The organism is Amycolatopsis sp. WAC 04169, assembly GCF_003947535.1.
GTDB classification, from domain to species: domain Bacteria; phylum Actinomycetota; class Actinomycetes; order Mycobacteriales; family Pseudonocardiaceae; genus Amycolatopsis; species Amycolatopsis keratiniphila.
In genome coordinates this window covers 919,525-941,790 of the sequence record NZ_QHJI01000001.1, presented here as the reverse complement: position 1 = coordinate 941,790, position 22,266 = coordinate 919,525, and the positions used below count along the sequence as shown (strand labels likewise).

Below are 22,266 nucleotides of genomic sequence, written 5' to 3'. Positions count from 1 at the left end.
TCAACGCAGGCTACGCGTCGCCGTTGCGGCCCTCGTCCAGGCCCGCGTTGTTGGGCCGCCCTTCGAAGCGGGTGGAGAGCACGACGGTGGTGTTCGTCCGGCCGACGCCGGGGATCCGCCGCAGCCTGCCGAGCGTCTTCTCCAGATCGTCGACGGTCGCCACCCGCACCTTGACGACGAAGGCTTCGTCACCCGCGACGGCGTAGCAGCTTTCGACCTCGTCCAGGGCCCCGAGTGCCTCCGCGACGTCGTCCTCGGTCGCGGTGTCGGTGGGGTGGATGCCGACCAGCGCCGTCACCCCGAGTCCGACCGTGTTGGGGTCGACCATGGCGTGGTAGCCGGTGATCACGCCGGCGGCTTCGAGCTTGCCGACCCGTTCGTGCACTGATGAAGCCGAGAGCCCGACAGACCGGCCGAGGTCGGCGTAGGTAGCCCGCCCGTTTTCCCGCAATGCCGCGATGATCTTCCGATCCACCTGGTCCACCGCTACACCTTAGGTGCCACGCCCCGATTCGCGAGATCAGGGCGCGTTTTCATACATCCGTGACAAGACCGGGCGCCGATACACGCATGTCGCGGTTGTCGGTTTTGACCTTTAAGGGCTCTTTACCTATGGACAACCGTTCGAGTACCTGACGGGTGAGATGCAACGATTGCCGTGTTGGCTACCCGGCACGACGGGCATCGGACCCGCCTCCGGTTTAGCACCGAAACCGTGAAGGAGGCGGAAAATGACCGCGACCATGGGCGGAAGGTTGCTCACCCCCGGCGAAGTGGCGGCCCTGTTCCGGGTCGACCCCAAGACCGTGACCCGCTGGGCGACCGCGGGCCGGATCGGCTCGATCCGTACTCCCGGCGGGCACCGCCGGTTCCGCGAGGCCGAGGTGAACGAGCTCCTCGCCGAGCTGACCACCGACGCCAGCGAGCCCACTCGCAAGGTCTGACCAGGCATTTCCCCTGAAAAGGACTCCAGTGACGAAGGGCTCGTAACCGCCCTTCGTCACATTGGGGTATCCATGAGTCCCCCCGCACGCGGCAAAGAGGCTAGCCTCGTGGGACTGAGCAACGTCCTCCACGCGGAAAGGGACCGAGCATGATCTATCTGCTCGCGGCCATCGGAGCGCTCACCGTCGCCGTGGTGTTGTGGCGCGCGTTCGGGATCGAGCGTGTCGGGGTGCCCTCGTCGCGACCGACACTGGCCCCGGACGACGACCCCGACTTCCTGCGCAAGCTCGGTGAGCAGCAGCGCAAAGGTAAAGACGAGGACAAGGACTAGGGCTGGATCGGCTGGTACTGCTGGCCGCCGAAGCCGTCCGCGACGGTGGCCGCCAGTTCCAGCAACGCCAGCCGCGTGTCCTCGCCGAGCCGGTCCAGCTCGATCTCCGCGCCCTCTTCCAGGTGCGGGTCGAACGGGATACGGCACACGGAGCGGACACGCGCGCCGAAGTGCGCGGAGAGCTTGTCGAGATCGACCGAGCCGCCTTTCGGCCGCACCGAGTTGATCACCGCGACGGATCGTTTGACCAAGTCGCCGTAGCCGTGCGCCTCCAGCCAGTCGAGGGTGGCCGACGCACTGCGCGCCCCGTCGACGGAGCCTGACGAGACCACCACGAGCGCGTCCGCGACGTCCAGGACGCCCTTCATCGCCGAGTGCATCAAACCGGTCCCGCAGTCCGTGAGCACGATGTTGTAGAAGTGCTCCAGCAGGTTGACCGTGCGCCGGTAGTCGTCCTCGGAGAACGCTTCCGAAACCGCCGGATCCTGCTCGCTGGCGAGGATCTCCAGCCTGCTCCCGCCCTGCGACGTGTACGAGCGGACGTCGCTGTACCTGGTGATCTTGTCCGCGTCCCGCAGCAGATGCCGCACGGTCGCGGTGGTCTCGATCGGGATCTTCTGCGACAGCGTGCCGCGGTCCGGGTTCGCGTCGACGGCGACCACCCGGTCACCGCGCAGCGAAGCGAACGTCGAGCCCAGCGTGGTCGTCGTGGTGGTCTTGCCGACGCCGCCCTTGAGGCTCAGCATCGCGATCTTGTAGCACCCGCGCAGCGGCTGGTTGATCTGCGCGATCAGTTCGCGTTTGCGCGTGTCCTTGGGGCTCTCCCCCGGGTTGACGAGCTTGCCGGTGCCCACGTAAAGCGCTCTGCGCCAGCCCGACTGCGGCTTGCGCTTCTGCGGCTTCACCAGGCTCGCGGTGGCGAGTTCGTCCGGGAGCGCGTGCCTGCCCTGCGGCTGCGGAAGCCCCGGCACCGCCTGCTGCTGCTGCGGCGGCGGCGCGTACTGCTGCTGAGGCGGCGGGTACTGGGCAGCCTGCTGCGGCTGAGGGTGCAGCGGAGGCAGGTTCTGGTCGTAGGGCTGCTGATACTGCTGCCCTTGCGAAGGCTGCGGCAACGGCGGAGCGGGCTGCTGCTGCGGGTACTGCCCCTGCTGCGGGTACTGCGGCTGGACGACCTGGGTCGGCTCGGCCTCGAAACCGGTCGCGGCCGGATGCGGCGCCGAGTCCGTCCTGTCCTCGGAGAACATCTCCGAGGGCTGGGCGCTCTCGGTCGGTTCGGGGTGGCCAGGAGCCGATTCTTCGCTGGGTCCGGTCACCGCTGAATTCCTCCTCCGCGCACGTCTTCCCCCACTACCTCAGTATTGACGGTAGCCGGGTCGCGCGCAGCGGCGACGGTCAGCCCCCGGCGTAGGAGTGCAGCCCCGACGTCACCAGGTTCACGAAGAACATGTTGAAGATCGTCGCGGAGAAGCCGACGATGTTGATGATCGCGGCCCGCTTCCCGCGCCAGCCCGCGGTGGCACGGGAGTGCAGGTACGCCGCGTAGACGACCCACGCCACGAAGGCGACGGTCTCCTTCGGGTCCCAGCCCCAGAACCGGCCCCACGCCGCCTCGGCCCACACCGCGCCGCAGAGCACGCCGAAGGTGAAGATCGGGAAGGCGAAGATGGTGGTGCGGTAGGCGATGCGGTCGAGCACGTCCGCAGCGGGCAGCTTCGGGGCGAACTTGGCGAACTTCGCCGGGTTGTCGTCGTGCGCGGCGCGGAACAGGTAAAGGACGCTCGCGACGCCGGGCACCAGGAAGACGCCCGAGCCGATGATCGCCGCGGAGACGTGGATGATCAGCCAGTACGACTGGAGCGCGGGCTGCACCGGCGCGGCCGTCGTGTACAGCATCGTGCCGTTGACGAACATCAGGATCACGACCGGCAGCAGCAGGAAGCCGGTGAGGTGGCGGACCGGAAACTTCCGCATGATGACGAGCCAGGTCACGACGGCGATGAAGGTCGTGGCCATGCCGTATTCGTAGAGGTTGCCCCACGGCGCGCGGTGCACGGCGAACCCGCGCAGCACGATCGCGGCCAGGTGCAGCAGCGCGGCCAGCACCAGCAGCGCGGCGCCCATGCGGCCGATCCGCTCGGGGCGGCCGACCTCGCGCGGCGTCTCGACGGGCGTGCCGTAGGCGGGCGGCGGACCGCCCGCGCCGACCAGTTCGCGGGAGCGCTGCATGCTGCGCTGCGCCGCCAGACGGCCCTTCGCGCCGAAGCCCTGCTCGATGAGGGCGAACATCAGCGCGAGGACGTAGATCGCCGCCGCGGTGGTGTAGGAGTAGTCGCTGTACTGGGACAGCGTCTCGTTGATCGGCATGACCTCTAGTTGCCTCTCTGCCCCTGGAGCAGCTTGTCGCTGATCCGCTGGAACTCTTCGCCGTAGCCCGCCTGATCGGTGCGCGCCAGCCCGGCGACCTCGATCACGGTACCCGTCTCACCTTCACGCGCCGGGGTCACCCGCACCCACACCCGGCGCCGTTTGACCAGCAGCGATCCCGCCAGCCCGATCAGCATCGCGACCGCGCAGACCAGCACCCAGCCCTGCACGGGGTCGTGCGAAACCTGGATGGCGACCCATTCCTGGACACCGTCGAAGCGGACCTTCGTGCCGTCGTCCAGCACGGTCTCCTGCCCCTGGTCCAGGTTCTGCCGGGTGAGCTTCTTGAGCCTGCCGTCCGCGACGAGCGACTGGTCGATCTGGAAGATCGACTGCCCGCGGCCCGCGTCGAGGCCGAGGTCGCCGCGGTAGATGTCGACGGCCACCGCCGGCTTGTTCGCCTCGGGCCGCGACGACGTCAGCACGTTGCCGTGCAGGAACGCGGTCGGGGCGAGCAGGCCGGTGATCGCGAGCTGACGGGTGCGGCGTTCGATCGGGTCGGCGATGCCCGGCTGGTCGATCTTCGTCGCGCCTTCGGAGAGCTTCGTCGGCTCGTCGGCGGGACGCCACGGCGTGATGTTGGTGCGCACGGTGCCGTCGGGGAAGGTCACCGTGAACTTCGGGGAGTAGCCGAAGTTCAGCAGGTAGACGCGGTCTCCCGCGGTGCGCAGCGGCGAGTTGACCTCGAGTCCGTACGGCTTCCACGCGCCGGTCTGCAGGTCGTCGCCGGACTGGTACTCCATGTTGGAGTGGTAGTAGTTCGCCTGCCCGGTCTCGGTGTAGCGCGCCTCGAAGTCCTTCAGCCGGATGCAGAACCCGTTGAGGTCGGTGCCGTCGACGCGCAGCCCGGCGTTGAAGGTGTCGTAGCCGAGGATGCCGGAGTTGCACCACGGGCTGCCGTCGGCTTGGACGATGACCTGGCCTTCGTAGCCGAACAGCTTGCCCAGCGCGAAGAAGACGATCAGGCCGAGCATGCCGAAGTGGAAGACGAGGTTGCCGGTCTCGCGGAGGTATCCGCGTTCGGCGGAGATGCTCCGGCTTCCGTCGGCCTCTTCGCGTTCGACGCGGCGCCAGCCCTTGAGCAGCGTGTGCGTGTCGGTCATGACCGTCTCGGGGGTCCGGTCGGTCGTGGTGGACACGTGATGCGGCATCCGCGAGAGCTTGCGCGGCGTGAGCACCGGCTTCGCGCGCATCGCCTTCGCGTACTCGAAGCTGCGCGGCGCGAGGCAGCCGATGAGCGAGACCATCAGCAGGATGTAGATCGCCGAGAACCAGACGCTGCCGTAGACCTCGAAGAACTGCAGGCGGTCGAGCAGTTCGCCCCACCAGCCGTGCGCGGCGATGTACTCGTCGGTCTTGGCGACGTTGAGGTTCCGTTGCGGCAGCAGGGCGCCGGGCATCGCGGCGAGCGCGAGCAGGAACAGCAGCACCAGCGCGGTGCGCATCGACGTCAGCCCGCGCCAGGTGTTGCGCAGGAAGGCGAGGACGCGCTTCAACGGCGTCTGACGGTATTCGGTGGTGGTCACAAGGGCAGCCTGATGTCGGTCACGAGGGTGTTCCTGATCCAGCCGGTCATGTCGCCCCACAGCCCGGTCACCAGCAGGACGCCGACGACCAGCAGCAGGACGCCGCCGAAGACCTGCACCTGACGGCCGTGGCGGCGCAGCCAGTCGGTGGCGCGGACGGCCCAGCGGGCACCGAACGCGATGAGGAGGAACGGCAGGCCGAGGCCGAGGCAGTAGACCAGGATCAACACGTAGCCGCGCGCCGCCGCGCCGCCGGTGGCGCTGGCCATGGACATCACCGCGGACAGCGTCGGCCCGATGCACGGCGTCCAGCCGAGCCCGAACACCGCTCCGAGCACCGGCGCGCCCCACAGTCCGCCGCGCGGCACGTGGTGCGAGCGGAACTCGCGCTGCAGCCCCGGGATCCAGCCGAGGAAGACCAGCGCCATCGCGATCGTCAGCACGCCGCCGAGGCGCTGGATGAGGTCCATGTTGAGCTGGACGACGTCGGCGATCCACACCAGCGTCCCCAGCGTCACCACGAAGACGACGGTGAACCCGAGCACGAACAGCGCCGCCGCGCCGACGACGGCGAAGCGGCCCTTCTTGCGCTCCTCGTCGGCGCTGACCGCGGGAGCGTCCGCGCCGACCAGCGCCGCCAGGTACGCGAGATACCCGGGCACCAGCGGCACGACGCACGGCGACGCGAAGGAGATCGTCCCGGCCAGCAGCGCCACACCCGCCGCGAGCAGCAGCGGCCCCGAGAGGGCCAGCTCGGTAACGGAGTTCACCCGGCTGAGCGTAGGCAGTGTGATCGGAGTGAAAACGCCGGGGCTGGCCCAACGGGACCTACGTCGCACCCGGTCAGGACCTTGGTCCCGCCCCCTTCACGCGCGTTTCGTCCTCTGAATGCGGTCGTTGCACGCGCAAGGAACGCATTCAGAGGACGAAACGCGGGAGGGGGGTCAGGCGGGTTCGGCGGCCAGGCGCTGCACGACCGGCAGCAGGTCCGACGCCAGCAGTTCCCGCAGGAACACGGCCGCGACGCGGTGCTGTTTGTCCAGCACGATCGTCGACGGGATGATGTTGCGCGGATAACCCGAGAGCTGCAGCAGCGTCCGCCCCGACGGGTCGTAGATCGACGGGTACGTCAGCTTCCGGTCCCGCATGAAGTCCTGCGCGGGCGCCCGGTCGTTGTCCCGGAGGTCGATGCCGACCACCTGGACACCGGACGCCTTGGTCTGGTCGTAGACCTTCTGCATCTCCGGCGCCTCGACCCGGCACGGCCCGCACCATTGGCCCCACAGGTTCAGCACGATGACCTTGCCGGGGAAGTCCGCGATCGAGAGCTGCTTGCCCTCGTTCATCAGGTCGTCGCCGGACAGCGTCGGCGACGGCTGGCGCTCCGCGACGTCGTAGGTGATGTCGACCTTCCCGCCCGGCGAAACGAAGTTGAACGAGCCGCCGGTGACGACGGCGTCCTTGCCGGTGGTGCAGCCGGTGACGACGAGCATCAGCACCGCCATGGCGGCCAGCACGCGCTTCATGCCCCGGTCACCTTCGGGTCGGTCGTGCCCGCGGGTTCGCTGTAGACGATCCGCACGAGTTCCTCGCCCTCGAAGACCAGGCTGGTCAGCGAAGCGAGCGAACACTGCCGGTTACGCGGGTCGTGCCAGAGCCGCTTCGCCTCCAGGAACCGCCGCACGGTCCAGATCGGCAGCTGGTGCGAGACGCACAAAGCCTCGTGGCCCTCGGCCGCCCGCCGCGCGCGGTGGATCGCGCCGAGCATGCGGTGCGCGATCTCGACGTACGGCTCGCCCCACGACGGCCGGAACGGGTTGACCAGCTTCGGCCAGTGCTTCGGCTCGCGAAGCGCGCCATCACCGACGGCGACCCGCTCGCCCTCGAACTGGTTGTCCGCCTCGATGAGCCGCTCGTCGGTCTCGACGTCGAGCCGGTGCGCGGCGGCGATCGGCGCGGCGGTCTCCTGCGCGCGCTGGAGCGGCGAAGCGACGACGTGCGTGATGTCGTGCGTCGCGACGGCCTCGGCGACCGTCAGTGCCTGGCGCTGTCCGCGGTCGGAGAGCTTGAAGCCGGGCAGGCGGCCGTACAGGATCTTGTCCGGGTTGTGCACCTCGCCGTGGCGGAGCAGGTGCACGATCGTCGTCGCGCTCACGCCTGGACCGCCTCGGCGGCGGCGCGGGCGGCCACGCGAAGCGCGGACTCGATGATCTCGAACTCGGCGTCGCCCATGGCCGCGTTGACGAACCAAGCCTCGTACGCGCTCGGCGGCGCGTACACGCCGTTGTCCAGCAGCGCGTGGAAGAACGCCGGGAACCGCCAGGTCTCCGCGGCCTGCGCGCCCGGGTAGTTCGTCACCGGGTTCTCGCTGAAGAACACGCTGACGAGGTTGCCCGCGTACTGCACGGTGTGCGTGACGCCCGCCTCGGTCAGCGACCGGCCGAACAGGTCGCCGAGCCGCTTCGCGTTGGCATCGAGGGCCGAGTACACGGCGTCGTCGGCCGCGCGCAGCGTCGCGAGCCCGGTGGCGACGGCGACGGGATTCCCGGACAGGGTTCCCGCCTGGTACACCGGCCCGCCCGGGGCCAGCTTCGCCATCACGTCGGCACGGCCGCCGAAGGCCGCGGCGGGCAAGCCGCCGGACATCACCTTGCCGAAGGTGTACAGGTCGCCGGCGACCCCGTCGAGGCCGAACCATCCCGCCTTCGAAACGCGGAAGCCGGTCATCACCTCGTCCATGATCAGCAGCGCGCCGTGCTCGTGCGCGATCTCCTTGAGCCCGGCGTTGAAACCGTCGATCGGGGCGACGGCGCCCATGTTGCCGGCGGCGGCTTCGGTGATGATCGCGGCGATCGAGTCCGGATTGTCCACAAAGGACTTCCGGACCGCGTCGAGATCGTTGTAGGGCAGGACGATCGTGTCGGCCGCCTGCGCGCCGGTGACACCGGGCGAGGTCGGGAGGCCGAGGGTCGCGACACCGGAGCCCGCTTCGGCGAGCAGCGCGTCGACGTGGCCGTGGTAGCAGCCCGCGAACTTGATGATCTTCGACCGGCCGGTGAATCCCCTGGCCAGCCGGATCGCGCTCATCGTCGCCTCGGTGCCGGAGTTGACCAGGCGCACCCGCTCCACCGGCTCGACCCGGGCGATGATCTCCTCGGCGAGCTCGACCTCGCCGCGCGTCGGGGTGCCGAACGACAGCCCGTCGACAGCGGCTTCGCGCGCGGCGGCGACGACGTCCGGATGGGCGTGCCCGAGGATCATCGGCCCCCACGAGGAGACGAGATCGACATAGCGGGCGCCGTCCGCGTCCCAGAGATACGGCCCCTCACCGCGCACCATGAACCGCGGGGTGCCGCCGACGGAGTTGAAGGCCCGCACCGGGGAGTTCACCCCGCCCGGGATCGCGGCCTTCGCTCGTTCGAACCATGCCTTGGACTGATCGACTCCGGTAGTCACGTCCCCAGTCTCGCAAATCCCGGATGACACCCGCCGCCGAGTCCTCGCGGTTCCGGGCATGGCGTGACCAGGCCCACTAGGGTGGGAAGCACTCCCGCCGAAACCCTCGCGGAGGAATCCACGTGTCCACGGTGCCGCCACCACCGACCCACCATCGTCGCCTGCGCTGGCAGGCCTTGGCCGGATTCATCGCCATGTCGGCGATCGTCGGCGTCGTGGCGGCGCTGGCCGTGGCCACCCGTTCCGAGACGCACAACGCGTGGGTCCGTCCTTCGTGGGCGCCGCCGGGCTGGCTCTACGGTCCGACGTGGACGGCCCTGCTCCTCCTGGTCGCCATCGCGGGCTGGTGCTACTGGCGGACCGACGGTGAGACGCGCGCCTTCGCCTTCTACGGCGTCTGCTTGCTGCTGACTCTGCTGTGGACGCCGTTGTTCTTCGCCGGCGGAGCGCACGCGCTGGCCCTGGCCGACGTCGTCGTCCTGGACTTCATGGTGCCCGTCACGATGATGGAGTTCGGGCGCCGGTCGAAGCTCGCCGCGTGGCTGCTGGTGCCGTATCTGCTGTGGTTGCTGTACTCGACCGCGGTCAACGCCGCCGTCGTCTGGCTCAATTAGTCCTTGCGCTTGCGGCCCTTGGCGCGCACGGCGAGCAGGAACTGGCGGATCGCGTCCACCACGAGGATCGCGGCCAGCACACCCAGCCCGATGGCGCCGGCGAGCGGGCCGCCGAAGTACCGCTGCGATTCGAGCGTCGTCGCTTCGCCGTAGGTGATCACGACCGGGACGACACCGGCCTTCCAGCACGCGAAGGCACCCCACACCGCGAGCGCGGCGAGGACCAGTTCGACGGCCCCCACCACGGCGCGAAGGGGTTTGTGCAGCCGGGCCGCGGGCCTGCTGTCCTCCGGTGGCCACAGATCGGCGCCGGTCGGCTGGGGAAGGTCGATCACGGTGAGCAGTTTCTCATGACTCTGTGGTGCGAGCACGCACCAAATCCCCGAGAGCCTCGCGAAGGGCGTCTGGATCCTTCGCCCAAGCGCGCACGAAAACACCGTCTTCGAGCTTCAAGCCGACTTCGCCGAACTTCTTGGGAATCGTCCAGCCGCCGCCGAGGACACGCGAGCCGACCGGAGCTTCGTCTTCGAGGACTTCGGCGATCTGGGCCGCCTCCAGGGTTTCCTTGCCCTGCCGATAGCCGTCCGACGTGACTTCGAGCGAGAGGTACCGGCGGCGCGCGTAGACCCAGGGAACGGTGATCGCCACCAGCCCCACCGCGACGAGGATCCAGGCGAGCCAATGGACCGGGCCGCCGGTCGCCAGTTCGGCGAGCAGCCCGGCGAGAGCGAACAGCGGCGCCCACAGCAAAGCCGTCCAGCCGACGCCGGGTTCGTCGTAGCGGGGCGGCTCGGGCGTCATGGCAGCGTGCGCCCGACCTTCGGGAAATGGTCGGAGACGCTGGGCAGGTACATGAGGACCAGCGCGATCGCCACCAGCAACGTGGACACCAGCAGGAACACGTTGAGCGAACCGCGAAGGATCAGCAGCTCCACCAGCACCAGGAAGACCGCCCCCACGGTGAGGACCGTCCTGGCCGACCGCGTTCCCTCACGGGCCTTATACGCGAACAGCGCGAACAGGACGGCGAAGGTGAGCGCACCGCCGAACAGCATCCACAGCAGGGTGTTCACGCCGGAAGCGACCTGCGCCGGATCGGCGGGCTGGCCGGGGACCGGGTTCTCCCTGATCTGCTTGAGGATCCCCTCGGTCAGTTCGTCTTTCAGCACCAGCAGGGCGATCTGCCCGGCCACCAGGACGACGCCGGCGACGATCCACAGCCAGAACGAGATCGCGACCGGCTTCGGCACCACGATCTTCGGCGGCTTCTGGCCCGGCAGGATCGGATCCGGGGACATCCCGCGCTTGCGGCGCTCGTCGTCCGTTTCACCGGCTTTGCTGTCGCTCACGCGAGGCAGCCTAGTCCAGCCAAGCTGCGGCTTCGGCGGCCCAGTAGGTCAAAATCATGTCCGCGCCCGCGCGGCGGATCGAGGTCAGCACCTCGAGGATCGTGCGCTCGCGATCGAGCCAGCCGTTCGCCGCGGCGGCCTCGACCATCGCGTACTCGCCCGAGATGTTGTACGCCGCGACGGGAACCGGCGACGCCTCGGCGGCGGCCCTGATGACGTCCAGATAGGACAGCGCGGGCTTGACCATGACCATGTCGGCGCCCTCGGCGATGTCCAGCTCGATCTCGCGCAGCGCCTCGCGCACGTTGCCCGGATCCTGCTGGTAGGTCTTCCGGTCGCCCTTCAGCTGCGAATCGACGGCCTCGCGGAAGGGACCGTAGAACGCGCTGGCGAACTTGGCCGAGTACGCGAGGATCCCGGCGTCGGTGTGCCCGGCGCGGTCCAGCGCGCTGCGGATGACGCCGACCTGGCCGTCCATCATGCCGCTCGGACCGAGCAGATGCGCGCCCGCTTCCACCTGCGCCAAGGCCATTTCCGCGTACACGCGCAGCGTCGCGTCGTTGTCGACACCGCCGTCGGCGTCGAGGACGCCGCAGTGGCCGTGGTCGGTGAACTCGTCGAGGCACGTGTCCGCCATCAGGACCGTCGCGTCGCCGAGCTCGGACCTCAGGTCGCGCAGGGCGACGTTGAGGATGCCGTCCGGGTCGATCGCGCCGGAGCCCTCGGCGTCCCGCGTCTTCGGGATGCCGAACAGCATCAGCCCGCCGACACCGGCGTTGACCGCCTCGACGGCGGCCTTGCGCAGCGTGTCGCGGGTGTGCTGGACGACCCCGGGCATGCTGGAGATCGGGCGGGGCGCTTCGGCGCCCTCGGCCACGAACATCGGGAGGATCAGCTGACGTGGGCGCAGCGTCGTCTCACCGACCAGCCTGCGCATCGCCGGAGTGGTACGGAGCCTGCGGGGACGATGTTCGGGAAACACCCTCACGACGGTACTCCCGCCCGCTTGAGAGGCGGTGAACGGCCGAACCTTTCCTAAGGAACGGTAAAGAGTCGCCTTTGTCCGATTCCGTCGGGATGTGACGTGGGTTACCTTCCACGGCATGTCGAGCTCAACGGTGACCGACCAACTGGAAGAACCGCCCGTCGGCTGGCGCGCACGGCTGCGCCAGGTCGGGCCAGGGATCATGGCCGCGGCGACCGGGGTCGGCGCGGGCGACCTCGTCGCGACGATGGTGGCCGGATCGCGTTTCGGGTACACGCTGCTGTGGGCGGTGCTCGTCGGCACGATCTTCAAACTCGCGCTGGCCGAAGCCGTCGGCCGCTGGCATCTGACCTCGGGCCGGACGATCCTGTCCGGCTGGCGGACGCTCGGGATCTGGGCGCTGATCTATTTCGGGATCTACGCGGTGATCTGGGGCTTCGTCTACGGTGCGACCGCGATGTCCGCGTCGGGCCTGCCGCTGAACGCGCTCTTCCCCGCGATTTCGGTGCGGTACTGGGCGATGATCTGCGGCCTGCTCGGCTTCGCGCTGGTGTGGTTCGGGCGCTACGCGATCATCGAGAAACTGATGACGGTGCTCGTCGGCGTCATGTTCGTGACCGTGGTCGGCACCGCGATCCTCGTCGTGCCGAACTTCGCCGAACTGTTCAAGGGCGCCGTCCCGACCCTGCCCGACGGCTCGCTCGTCTACGTCCTCGGCCTGGTCGGCGGCGTCGGCGGCACGATCACCATGGCGGCCTACGGCTACTGGACGCTCGCGAAGGGCTGGCGTTCGTCGAAGTGGCTCCCGATGATGCGCACCGACAACGCCGTCGGCTACGTGATGACCGGGATCTTCGTGATCGCGATGCTGATCGTCGGCGCGGAACTGCTGCTGGGCCAGAAGATCATCTCGGGCGACAAGGGCCTGCTGTTCCTCGGTGACACCCTCGCCGCGGATTACGGGCAGTGGGCGCGGATCCCGTTCCTCATCGGCTTCTTCGCCGTGTCGTTCACGTCGGTGATCGGCGTCTGGCACGGCGTGAGCCTGCTCTTCGCCGACTGGTGGCGCATCCTGCGGCTGCCCGCGAACACGACGGAAAGCGTTGAGGCGTATGAGAAAAAGGCCGGGGAACGCAGTGTCGCGTACCGCGGATACGTGCTGTGGCTGACCTTCCCGCCGATGGCGCTGCTGTTCCTGGACCAGCCGTTCCAGCTCACCGTGATCTACGGCGTGCTGGGCGCGTTGTTCATGCCGTTCCTGGCGGCGACGTTGCTGGTGCTGCTGAACACGTCGCGGGTGCCTCGGGAAGGGCGTTCGCGGTGGCTGTCGAACGGGCTGCTGGGCATCTGCCTGGCGATGTTCGCTTACCTGGCGTACACGGAGGTCGTGAAGTTCTTCTCGTGACGGGTACCTGAAGGGCGCGATGCCTAAGTACATGGAGGCCCCCTTCATGTACTTGGCAATCTTCGGCTGAGCCGAGTGATGGGGGCCTTCACGCGCCGCCGTTGTGACTTCTGTGGTTGCTGGTGCAGGTGACGAACCCCTGAGGGGTAGTGAAGGCCTCCTTGCCTACCTTCAGAGTAGGCAAGGAGGCCTTCACGGCACCCTCGGTTCAAACCCGAATCGCCACTCACGCGGACGTGGCACCGCACTCACGTGATCAGAGGCGGAACTCGCGTGATTGAAGGCGGAACTCGCGAGTGCGGCCTCCAATCACGCGAGTCACGTCCCTGATCACGCGAGTCACGCCTTCGCTCACGCCACGCCCGTGCTCCGAAGGGCTTACAGCGGAATGGTCTTGCTGGCGCAGCCTCCGGCCCCGCAGGCCGTCACGATCAACTGCTCCGCACCGACCGGCAGCCTGAACATGGCACGCTTCACGCCGTCGTCGACGACGACCCGCGTCCGCACGCCCGGCGGGGACACGGTGAACTCGGCGGTGAGCGCCGAGCCCGGCGAACTGTCGGAAACCGTGGCCACCACCGTTCCCCGATCGACGGTGCCCCGAACGCTTTGGACCGCGCAACCGGCCGGAGTGCAGACCTCGAAGGAGGTGGCGGCGGCCGCCGTACCCGGAAAGCCGAGGGCCACCGCGCCCAGAGCGGCGACGAGAACGAGAGATTTCATGATCACTCCCCAGTGATAGTCGGAACCACCGAGGCTATGGCCGGCCGCTACCCGTACGACAAAGTTTCACTGAGGAACGAAAAAGCCCCCTTCCCACGCGAACCGTGGGAAGGGGGCTTTTCGCGGATCAGGAGCGGCGGGCCCGCTTCGCCTTGCGAGGCGGCGGGAGCGCACCTTCGGCACGGAGCCGGGCGGCGTGCTCGGCGAGCGCGTCGACCAGGTGCGGGACGTCGGCCTTCTCGGGCTGGACGTCGACCCGCAGCCCGAACTCCACGGCGGTCTCCGCGGTCTTCGGGCCGATGCACGCGACCAGCGTGCGGGTGTGCGGCTTGCCGGCGATGCCGACGAGGTTCCGCACGGTCGAGGACGAGGTGAAGCAGACCGCGTCGAAACCGCCGGTCTTGATCATCTCGCGGGTCTCGGCCGGCGGCGGCGCGGCCCGCACGGTGCGGTACGCGGTCACGTCGTCGATCTCCCAGCCGCGTTCGCGCAGGCCGGCCGAAAGGGTCTCGGTGGCGATGTCCGCCCGCGGCAGCAGCACGCGGTCGACCGGGTCGAGGACGTCGTCGTACGGCGGGAACTCGGCGAGGAGACCCTCCGAGGACTGCTCGCCCTCCGGGATCAGCTCGGGGATGATGCCGAACGAGCGCACCTTCGCGGCGGTCGATTCGCCGACGCAGGCGATCTTCACGCCGGAGAAGGCGCGGGCGTCGAGGCCGAACTCCTCGAACTTCTCCCACACCGCGCGGACGGCGTTGGTCGAGGTGAAGACGATCCACTGGTAGCGGCCGTCGACGAGACCCTTGACCGAACGCTCCATCTGCGCGGGGCTGCGCGGCGGCTCGACCGAGATGGTCGGGACCTCGTGCGAGGTGGCACCGTGGCCGCGAAGCCGCTCCGCCATCTCACCGGCCTGCTCCTTGGTGCGCGGCACCAGGACCTTCCAGCCGTACAGCGCGCGCGACTCCCACCACGACAGCTTCGAGCGCTGGCCGACGGCCTGGCCGATGGTCACGATGAGCGGGCCGACGAGCTCGCCCGCCTCGTTCGCGACGGTGGCCAGCGTGGTGTCCAGGGTGCGCTGGGTGTTGATGGTGCCGTTGGAGGTCACCGCGACCGGGGTGGTCGGCGCCAGCCCGTGCTCGGTCAGCGCGGACGCGGCCTCGGCCAGGTGCGCCGACGTCGCGTGCAGCACGATCGGGCCGGGGGTGGCGGCCAGCGCGGCCCATTCGACGTCGCCGCGGACGTCGACCTCGGTGTGCGTGCCACCGAGCGCGACACCGGCGTACGCCGGGACGGCCGCGCCGGGCGAGACGCCCGGGATGATGTCGAACACGGCGCTGGTCCGGGAAACGGCCTGCACCTCGGCGACGACGGCGGGCTGGGTCAGCGGGTCACCGGCGATGAGCCGGAGCACCAGGCGTCCGGCCTTGGCCTCGTTCACCAGGTCCTTGGCGACCTCGGTGGCCTCGCCGACGGCGGGGCGCACTTCGGCGCCCTCGGCGGCGAAGGCCAGGACGCCCGAAGGGACGTCCGGGTCGGTCACCACGACCTCGGCCTTGGCGAGCAGCTCCTGAGCGCGGACGGTCAGCAGACCGGCGTCACCGGGGCCCGAGCCCACGAAGGCGACACGCCCGGTGGTCTTACGCGCGGGGGTCATCTGTGCGTTCTCCTCTTGAGCGGCCGCAGTCGAGCGCGGCCCTACCTTCAACGTTCTGACTCACTGGGCGGGGCCGGACAGCGCACCGGCCCCCAGGTCGAGCAGCTCGGCGGCCAGTGTCCGGCCGAGCTGATCGGCTTCGTGCTTGTCGGCGAGCGCGGACGCGCGCACCATGTCGACCGCGTCCCCGTCCCCTTCGACGGCGGCGGTGCCCCGCAACGAGATCCGCTCGACGACCCGCCCTTCGGCGTCCAGGTCCTCGACGATCTCCGCCAGCGCTCCGACCGGTGCGCTGCACCCGGCTTCCAGCGCCGCGAGCAACGCGCGCTCGGCGGTCGCCACGGCACGGGTGCCTTCATCGTCCACTGTGGACCCGAGCAGGTGCTCGATGTCCACGTCACCGGTCCGGCACTCCACCGCCAGCGCACCCTGCGCGGGTGCGGGCAGCATCTGGATCGGGTCGAGGGTCTCGGTGATCTCCTCCGCCCGGCCGATCCTGGCCAGTCCGGCACGCGCCAGGATGACGGCGTCGAGCTCTCCGTCGCTCACCTTGCGCATGCGGGTGTCGATATTGCCTCGGATCGGCACGATTTCCAAACCGAGACCGAGCGCGCGCAGTTGCGCGGTCCGCCGCGGCGAGCCGGTGCCGACGGTCGAGCCGGGCGGGAGCTCACCCAGCGTCAGCCCGTCACGGGCGATCAGCGCGTCACGCGGGTCCTCGCGGCGCGGCACGGCGGCGAGCGTGATGCCCGGCTCCGGCTTCGTCGGGAGGTCCTTGTACGAGTGCACGATGACGTCGACTTCCTCGCGCAGCAAGGCTTCGCGCAGCGCGGAAGTGAAGACGCCGACCCCGATCGTGGGAATCGGCGCGGACGACCTGTCACCGGGGGTCGTCACGGTGACGAGCTCGACCTCGGCCCCGGTGGCCCGCAGGGCGTCGGCGATGGTGCCGGTCTGCGCGAGGGCGAGTTTGCTGCCGCGCGTCCCGATGCGGATGACTCTGCTCACTGGATGATCACTCGTCTTTCGGCGTTGCGGTGGGACTCGCCACGGCTGCGGGCGCCTGCGGGTCGAGGCAGAACAGCTCGCGCAGCGCGTTGGCGTAGTCGGTGTCGGCCGTCTCGGCGGCCAGCTGCTTGACCCGCACCGTCGGCGCGTGCAGCAGCTTGTCGACCACGCGGCGGACCGTGCGGCCGACCTCCTCGCGGACCCCGGCGTCGAGGTCCGGCAGGCGGTTGTCCAGCCGCAGCAGTTCGGCGTCGACCACCTCGGCCGCCCGGCGCCGCAGCGCCGTCACCGTCGGGGTCACCTCGGCGCTGCGCTGACCGGCGAGGTACTCGCGCACCTCGTCGAGCACGATGCCGGTGGCCTTCGCGGTCTGCCGTTCGGTGGTCGGGGTGCCCGCTTCCCGCATGCGGCGCTGGATGGTTTCGAGGTCGACCACGGTGACGTCGGCCAGCGCGGCGACGTCGTGGTCGACGTCACGCGGGAGGCCGAGGTCGCAGACGACCAGCGGGCGCCCGGCACGGGCCGGGACGTGTGCGGCGGTGAAGACCGCGGCCTGCGCGCCGGTGCAGCAGACGACGACGTCCGCCTCGGCGACCGCGTCCGCGATCCCGCTCATCTGGACGGCCTTGGCGGGCACTCCCTGCTCGACGCTCGCGGCGGCGAGGCGGGCGGCCCTTGCCTCGGTGCGGTTGGCGATGGTGATCTCGCCGATCCCGGACTTGCGCAGCTGGGACGCGGTCAGCGCGCCCATCGAACCGGCGCCGATGATCAGCGCGTGCTTGCCCGCGATGTCGCCGGCCGCGGCGAGCGCCTCGGAGACCACCGACGCGCCGAGCTGGTCGAGCCCGGTCTCGGTGTGGACGCGTTTGCCGACGCGCAGCGTGGTCTGGATCAGCTCGTGCAGCGTGCGGCCGACGGTGCCCGCCTCCCGCGCGGTGGCGTAGGAGGAGCGGATCTGGCCGAGGATCTGCGTCTCGCCGACGACCATCGAGTCCAGCCCCGAGGTGACCGAGAACAGATGCTCGATCGCGGCGCCCGCGTAGTGCACGTACAGCGAGTCGTAGAGGTCCGCCGGCTGCATCCCGGCCTGGCGGGCGAGCACGTCGGAGACGTCGTTCAGGCCGCCGTGGAAGGTCTCGACGACGGCGTAGACCTCGATGCGGTTGCAGGTCGAGACGAGGATCGCCTCGCTGACGTGCTCGGCCTGCTGCAGCTCGTGGAGCACCTTGGTCACGTCGGTCGCGGGGACCGCGACGCGCTCCAGGGTGTTCAGCTCGGCGCTGCGGTGCGAGAGCCCGACCGCCAACACGCTCATTTCAGCGCACCACCATTCCGTTGCCGTGGCCGTTCACGCTGCCATTCTCGGCGCCCCCGGGGCCACCGTCTGCTCCGCCGTTGCCGTTAGCGGCCAGATCGGCGCGACGAGCGACGTGGAATGACAGGATCTGCAGCTCGACCGCGAGATCGACCTTGCGAACCTCGATATGTGCCGGAACCTGCAGCACCACCGGGGCGAAATTGAGGATGCACTGCACCCCACCTGCGACGAGCCGGTCGCAGACCGACTGCGCGGCGGTGGGCGGAGTGGCGATGACGCCGATGGAGATCTGCCGTTCGGCGCAGACTTTGGGGATCTCGTCGAGATGCGAGACCGGGAGGCCGCCGACCGGGACGCCGACCAGATCGGGGTCGAGGTCGAACAGCGCCTCGACCGGGAAACCGCGGCCGGGGAACCCGCCGTAGTTGGCCAGCGCGTGCCCGAGGTTACCGATCCCGACCACGGCGACCTTGTGCTTGCGGGTCAGCCCGAGGATGCGCTCGATCTGGCTGACCAGCACCTGGACGTCGTAGCCGACGCCGCGGGTGCCGTACGAGCCGAGGTAGGACAGGTCCTTGCGCAGTTTCGCGGAGTTGACGCCCGCGGCCTGCGAGAGCTCCTCGCTGGAGATCGTCGTCGCGCCCTGCTCGGCCAGCCCGGAGAGGACACGGAGGTAGACGGCGAGGCGGGCGACGGCGGCTTCGGGGATCGACTTCGCGCGGACCGCTTCGGGCTCGGAGGTGGCCTCGACGGCCGGCATCTCCGCGGTGGGCGCGTTGTCGGCGTCCGGTGTCACCCGGGTGCGCCGGCCTCGTTGCGACACCACGCTTGTCCGCTCCCTCTGGTCCCTGCTGACGACATGAATCGCCCGAACCTGGAAAACGGCTCTTGACCCGCCGCGCTGAGTCCGGTTCGATGCCGGGCGCTTTCGGAGGCGACGTATCTACGGTAGCCACTTGTGAACGCAGGCACAAAGTCACTGGTAGGTGCTGTGGTCAGTCTCTCTAGCGCGCGTTGACCGTCACCTTGTGCCAGCCGGTGGCTCCATCCGGGACTGTTCCGGCGATCTCCTCGGTCTGCGTGTAGCCGGACTGGTCCGTCGCCCGCACGGCGATCTCGTGCTGACCAGCGGCGACGTCGACCTCTGTCCACCACATCCGCCAGGTGTCCTTCGACGTCTCCGCCGACAGGACGGCCTCTTTCCACGGCCCCTGGTCGACCCGGACCTCGACCTTCGCGACGCCGGTGTGCTGCGCCCACGCGGTCCCCGACACCACGACCTTGCCCGCGTTCACCGCCGAACCCGGCGCGTCGATCCGCGACTGCGTCTTCACCGGCGCTTCCCTGGCCCAGCCGCGGTCGAGCCAGTACGCCTTGCGCTCCGCCCAGGTGGTGATCTCCAGTTCGGTCACCCATTTCGTGGCGGACACGTAGCCGTAGAGCCCGGGGATCACGATCCGCGCGGGGAAACCGTGCTCGATCGGGAGCGGTTCGCCGTCCATGCCGAGGGCGAGCATCGCGCCGCGTCGCGGATCCAGGGCGGCTTCGACCGGGGTTCCGCAGGTCCAGCCGTCGACGCTGGTCGCGAACATCTGCTCGGCGCCGGGTTTCACCCCCGCCTCGTTCAGCAGGTCCCGCAGGTCGATGCCGATCCAGCGCGCGTTGGAGATGTACGGGCCGCCGACCTCGTTGGAGACACAGCACAGGGTGACGTCGCGTTCGATCAGCGGCCGCGACCGCAGATCTTCATACCGATAGGTGACCTCGCGGTCGACCATCCCGCGGATCTGCAGGCTCCAGTCCTCGGTGCGGACCTGCGGGACCACCAGCGCCGTGTCGATCCGATAGAAATCCTTCGAAGGAGTGAGATACGGCGGAGTGCCGAGCTTCGCGAAATCCGCGTCGGGCGGGATCGGCGGCGCGGTCCTCGCCGCGACGAGCCTGCCGACGGCGGCCCGCGACTCCTCCGCGTTCTTCCTGGTCCCGACGATCTGGCCGGTCAGCGCGGCGACGCCGGCTCCCGCCGCGACGGACACGCCGGTGATCAGCACCTTCCGCCGGTCCGGGCCTTCGCCTTCGCGCTCGTCGAAGAACACCTTCGGGCGGAAGAACGAATGCAGCCGGGTGAACACGACGAGCGCGACGACGGTGGCGATCACCGGCGCCAGCAGCGCGATCTGCCCGAGGTCGGTGCGCACGAAGACCGCGGCGACGCCCGCCGCACCGAGAACGCCGACGATCACCTGGCCCGGCACCGGAGTGCGGCGCGAGAGCTGCCCGGAGAGCAGCGCGAACAGCACCAGCACCACGGCGAGGCCGATCTTCAGGACGAACTTGTCCCAGGTCTCCAGCGTCTGCTCGGCCCAGGCGACCACCGCGTGCGGGCTGTGGTCGATGACGAAGTTCGCGACGGCGACGAACGGCGAGGCCGTGTACCCGACGAAACCCGCGACGAGGTGGCCCACGCCGAGGGCGGCCACCAGGGACAGGAGCCCGGTCAGCGCGGCTTGCGGGAAGGTGAGCCTGCGTTCGTCGTCCACGACTCCATCTTCGGAGCGAATCGGCCGTCGGGGTGGCCGATCGCCCCTTACGAGTGTGTTACGCCAAGGCTTTCCGGAGCCTGTCCTCTTCGACGCGCCAGTAGCCGTGCTCGGCGTCGTCGACGAGGATCACCGGCACGCGGTCGCCGTACTCGGCCCGCCATTCGGGATCGCTGTCGACGTCCTGGGCCGACCAGGCGACGCCAAGCTCGCCGCAGATCCGCTCGATGTCCTGTTCCGCGACCTCGCACAGGTGGCAACCCGTGCGGGTCATGACGGTCACGTGATGCGCCATGCCATCAATCCTTACCTAGTCCGAGGCACTCTTTCCCGCCGAGGGCTCATCAGCGCAGTCGCATCCTCCGTAATTTTCCAGTGGCCGAATGCGGCAGCGACTCGGCGAACTCGACGGTGTGCGGCACCTTGTACCCCGCCAGATGCTCCGCACAGTGCTCGACGACCTGCTGTTCCGACAGCGAAGCGCCGGGCGCGGGGACGACGACGGCCTTCACCGCCTCACCGGTCCGCTCGTCGACGACGCCGACGACACCGGCCTCGACGACCTCGTCCAGCATCGAGATCACGTTCTCGACCTCGTGCGGGAAGACGTTGAAACCGTTGACGATGATCAGGTCGTTGGCCCGGTCCACCAGGTGCAGGTCGCCGTCGGTGTCGAGGTAGCCGACGTCGCCGGTGCGGAACCAGCCGTCCTCGTCGGGGCCGTGCGAGCCGTCTGGCCAGTAGCCGGAGAACAGGTTCGCGCCGCGGATCGACACCAGACCGGTGCCGCCGTCCTCGTCGAAGGCGTCACCGAGGTCGTCCGGGTCGAGCGGGACCGGCTCCGCGTCGCCGTCGCTGTCGACCAGCCGGAGCTCGACACCGGGCAGCGGCCGCCCGACCGAGCCCGGCTTCGGGTAGCCGGTGACCAGGGTCGTGGTGACCACGGGCGCGCATTCGGTGAGGCCGTAGCCCTCGTAGACGTCGAGGCCGGTGGCGCCGCGGAGGGCGGTGAGGATCTTGGGGTGCAGCGGCGCCGCGCCCGAGGTCATCCGCCGGACGGTGGACAGGCCCTGCCCGAGCTCTTCGGGGTCCATCGCGGCGAATTCGGCGTACATCGCGGGTACGCCGGCGATCGACGTCACCCGGTACTCGGTGCAGTCGGAGAGGGTGCGCTCGGCGAGGAACCGTTCGGACAGGATCGCCGTCGCGCCGACCGCCGTGGTCTGCAGCAGGCCGGGGCCGAGGCCGTAGACGTGGAACAGCGGGATGGTGATGAGCACGCGGTCGCCGTGGACGAGCGGCGCCGGGACGATCCGGCTCAGCTGGTCGAGGTTCGCCAGCAGCGCCCGGTGCGACAGCATCACGCCGCGCGGCGGGCCGGTCGTGCCGGAGGTGTACGAGATGACCGCTATGTCCTCACCGGCGCCGGACGCGTCGACCGGTTCGGCTGCTCCATCCGAGGTAACGGCCGGTGAGAGGCTTGTCACCCCCTCGGGGAGTTCCTCGGTGGGTTCGCGTTCCAGGACGAGCCGTGCGCCACTGTGCTCCAGCAGCCCGGTCAGCTCCGCGGCCGGCCCCTGCGGCGAGACCGGGACGACCACCGCGCCCGCCCGGAGCGCCCCGAACAGCGAGACGGCGAACGCGGCCGACGTCGGCAGCCGCAACGCCACCCGGTCACCGCGCTCGATTCCCGCGTCGAGCAGGGCGCGGGCCAGCGTGTGGGCGGCGTTGTCGAGTTCCGACCAGGTCAGCGCGACCCCTCCGCCGGTCTCCTGGACGGCCACCTTGCCCGGCCACTGACGAGCGGCCTCGGCGAGCAAAGTGGGCACACTTGCATCGGCAACCTGCTCCGCGCTCAACTGCGAACCTCTTCCCTCGGTGAACGGCGTTGCCAGTTTGTCATCCCGGCCACCGTCATGGGGGTCACTCGCTTTCGTCGCAGTTCCGTAACCCCGGCACCGCTACCTACTTCGCGGTAACTA

General features: G+C 69.5%; 24 protein-coding genes. 4 read left to right on the top strand and 20 right to left on the bottom strand.

Annotated features, from left to right (window positions below):
* Nucleotides 1–10: 10 nt before the first annotated feature.
* Nucleotides 11–484: an Lrp/AsnC family transcriptional regulator gene (locus tag DMC61_RS04635; protein ID WP_016330945.1), complete on the bottom strand. Its 474-nt coding sequence runs from the start codon at nucleotides 482–484 to the stop codon at nucleotides 11–13.
* Nucleotides 485–731: 247 nt separating this feature from the next.
* On the opposite strand from DMC61_RS04635, the gene DMC61_RS04630 reads away from it, so the two are divergent.
* Together DMC61_RS04630 and DMC61_RS04625 are read left to right on the top strand one after the other, a co-directional pair.
* Nucleotides 732–944, top strand: coding sequence for a BldC family transcriptional regulator (locus DMC61_RS04630; protein WP_016330944.1), 213 nt, complete (start codon nucleotides 732–734; stop codon nucleotides 942–944).
* Between the two features lie 149 nt (nucleotides 945–1,093).
* The gene (locus DMC61_RS04625; RefSeq protein ID WP_016330943.1) at nucleotides 1,094–1,276 is read left to right on the top strand and encodes a hypothetical protein; all 183 of its coding nucleotides are present in this window, start codon (nucleotides 1,094–1,096) and stop codon (nucleotides 1,274–1,276) included.
* Here DMC61_RS04625 and DMC61_RS04620 read toward each other — a convergent pair.
* The 7 genes from DMC61_RS04620 to hemL all read right to left on the bottom strand — a co-directional run bounded on the left by DMC61_RS04620 (nucleotide 1,273) and on the right by hemL (nucleotide 8,682).
* The gene (locus DMC61_RS04620) at nucleotides 1,273–2,589 is read right to left on the bottom strand and encodes a MinD/ParA family protein (protein WP_125686996.1); all 1,317 of its coding nucleotides are present in this window, start codon (nucleotides 2,587–2,589) and stop codon (nucleotides 1,273–1,275) included. The two genes, DMC61_RS04625 and DMC61_RS04620, sit on opposite strands and share 4 nt — an antisense overlap.
* Before the next feature lie 79 nt (nucleotides 2,590–2,668).
* Nucleotides 2,669–3,640, bottom strand: a complete 972-nt coding sequence (gene ccsB / locus DMC61_RS04615; RefSeq protein ID WP_016330941.1) for a c-type cytochrome biogenesis protein CcsB — start codon at nucleotides 3,638–3,640, stop codon at nucleotides 2,669–2,671.
* Between the two features lie 5 nt (nucleotides 3,641–3,645).
* Entirely contained in the window at nucleotides 3,646–5,226 is a 1,581-nt protein-coding gene (locus tag DMC61_RS04610; protein WP_125686994.1) for a cytochrome c biogenesis protein ResB, read from the bottom strand.
* Nucleotides 5,223–5,996, bottom strand: a complete 774-nt coding sequence (locus DMC61_RS04605) for a cytochrome c biogenesis CcdA family protein (RefSeq protein WP_016330939.1) — start codon at nucleotides 5,994–5,996, stop codon at nucleotides 5,223–5,225. The genes DMC61_RS04610 and DMC61_RS04605 overlap by 4 nt, the downstream gene beginning before the upstream one ends.
* Before the next feature lie 174 nt (nucleotides 5,997–6,170).
* Entirely contained in the window at nucleotides 6,171–6,752 is a 582-nt protein-coding gene (locus DMC61_RS04600; RefSeq protein ID WP_125686992.1) for a TlpA disulfide reductase family protein, read from the bottom strand.
* Nucleotides 6,749–7,381 (bottom strand): histidine phosphatase family protein, encoded by a 633-nt coding sequence (locus DMC61_RS04595; protein ID WP_016330937.1) that lies wholly within the window; start codon nucleotides 7,379–7,381, stop codon nucleotides 6,749–6,751. The genes DMC61_RS04600 and DMC61_RS04595 overlap by 4 nt, the downstream gene beginning before the upstream one ends.
* On the bottom strand, nucleotides 7,378–8,682 hold the full coding sequence (gene hemL, locus DMC61_RS04590; protein WP_125686989.1) for a glutamate-1-semialdehyde 2,1-aminomutase: 1,305 nt from the start codon (nucleotides 8,680–8,682) through the stop codon (nucleotides 7,378–7,380). The genes DMC61_RS04595 and hemL overlap by 4 nt, the downstream gene beginning before the upstream one ends.
* 122 nt (nucleotides 8,683–8,804) lie before the next feature.
* On the opposite strand from hemL, the gene DMC61_RS04585 reads away from it, so the two are divergent.
* Nucleotides 8,805–9,296, top strand: coding sequence for a tryptophan-rich sensory protein (locus tag DMC61_RS04585; RefSeq protein ID WP_125686988.1), 492 nt, complete (start codon nucleotides 8,805–8,807; stop codon nucleotides 9,294–9,296).
* Here DMC61_RS04585 and DMC61_RS04580 read toward each other — a convergent pair.
* The 4 genes from DMC61_RS04580 to hemB are packed head-to-tail and all read right to left on the bottom strand — an operon-like array spanning nucleotide 9,293 to nucleotide 11,627.
* Nucleotides 9,293–9,667 (bottom strand): hypothetical protein, encoded by a 375-nt coding sequence (locus DMC61_RS04580; RefSeq protein WP_125686986.1) that lies wholly within the window; start codon nucleotides 9,665–9,667, stop codon nucleotides 9,293–9,295. The genes DMC61_RS04585 and DMC61_RS04580 overlap by 4 nt on opposite strands.
* Nucleotides 9,645–10,097: a hypothetical protein gene (locus DMC61_RS04575; protein WP_125686984.1), complete on the bottom strand. Its 453-nt coding sequence runs from the start codon at nucleotides 10,095–10,097 to the stop codon at nucleotides 9,645–9,647. The genes DMC61_RS04580 and DMC61_RS04575 overlap by 23 nt, the downstream gene beginning before the upstream one ends.
* Nucleotides 10,094–10,645, bottom strand: a complete 552-nt coding sequence (locus DMC61_RS04570) for a hypothetical protein (protein WP_125686983.1) — start codon at nucleotides 10,643–10,645, stop codon at nucleotides 10,094–10,096. The genes DMC61_RS04575 and DMC61_RS04570 overlap by 4 nt, the downstream gene beginning before the upstream one ends.
* 10 nt (nucleotides 10,646–10,655) lie before the next feature.
* Entirely contained in the window at nucleotides 10,656–11,627 is a 972-nt protein-coding gene (gene hemB, locus DMC61_RS04565; RefSeq protein WP_125686981.1) for a porphobilinogen synthase, read from the bottom strand.
* A gap of 121 nt (nucleotides 11,628–11,748) precedes the next feature.
* Here hemB and DMC61_RS04560 point away from each other — a divergent pair, with 121 nt between their 5' ends.
* Complete coding sequence (locus DMC61_RS04560; RefSeq protein WP_043847868.1) at nucleotides 11,749–13,035, top strand: Nramp family divalent metal transporter; 1,287 nt, start codon at nucleotides 11,749–11,751, stop codon at nucleotides 13,033–13,035.
* Nucleotides 13,036–13,413: 378 nt separating this feature from the next.
* On the opposite strand, the gene DMC61_RS04555 is transcribed toward DMC61_RS04560, so the two are convergent.
* The 8 genes from DMC61_RS04555 to DMC61_RS04520 form a co-directional block, all read right to left on the bottom strand.
* A complete protein-coding gene (locus DMC61_RS04555; RefSeq protein WP_233594691.1) occupies nucleotides 13,414–13,758 on the bottom strand; it encodes a hypothetical protein in 345 nt (114 codons plus the stop codon).
* A 127-nt stretch (nucleotides 13,759–13,885) separates the two neighbouring features.
* On the bottom strand, nucleotides 13,886–15,418 hold the full coding sequence (locus tag DMC61_RS04550) for a bifunctional uroporphyrinogen-III C-methyltransferase/uroporphyrinogen-III synthase (protein ID WP_005151748.1): 1,533 nt from the start codon (nucleotides 15,416–15,418) through the stop codon (nucleotides 13,886–13,888).
* A 60-nt stretch (nucleotides 15,419–15,478) separates the two neighbouring features.
* Nucleotides 15,479–16,426, bottom strand: a complete 948-nt coding sequence (gene hemC / locus DMC61_RS04545; RefSeq protein WP_199749884.1) for a hydroxymethylbilane synthase — start codon at nucleotides 16,424–16,426, stop codon at nucleotides 15,479–15,481.
* A 7-nt stretch (nucleotides 16,427–16,433) separates the two neighbouring features.
* Nucleotides 16,434–17,741: a glutamyl-tRNA reductase gene (locus DMC61_RS04540; protein WP_037332986.1), complete on the bottom strand. Its 1,308-nt coding sequence runs from the start codon at nucleotides 17,739–17,741 to the stop codon at nucleotides 16,434–16,436.
* A 1-nt stretch (nucleotide 17,742) separates the two neighbouring features.
* Complete coding sequence (locus DMC61_RS04535; protein WP_370456384.1) at nucleotides 17,743–18,570, bottom strand: redox-sensing transcriptional repressor Rex; 828 nt, start codon at nucleotides 18,568–18,570, stop codon at nucleotides 17,743–17,745.
* 178 nt (nucleotides 18,571–18,748) lie between these two features.
* Complete coding sequence (locus tag DMC61_RS04530) at nucleotides 18,749–20,284, bottom strand: molybdopterin-dependent oxidoreductase (RefSeq protein WP_125686977.1); 1,536 nt, start codon at nucleotides 20,282–20,284, stop codon at nucleotides 18,749–18,751.
* A 58-nt stretch (nucleotides 20,285–20,342) separates the two neighbouring features.
* On the bottom strand, nucleotides 20,343–20,579 hold the full coding sequence (locus DMC61_RS04525; RefSeq protein WP_038520134.1) for a glutaredoxin family protein: 237 nt from the start codon (nucleotides 20,577–20,579) through the stop codon (nucleotides 20,343–20,345).
* Between the two features lie 49 nt (nucleotides 20,580–20,628).
* Complete coding sequence (locus DMC61_RS04520) at nucleotides 20,629–22,113, bottom strand: AMP-binding protein (RefSeq protein WP_125686975.1); 1,485 nt, start codon at nucleotides 22,111–22,113, stop codon at nucleotides 20,629–20,631.
* Between the last annotated feature and the right edge of the window lie 153 nt (nucleotides 22,114–22,266).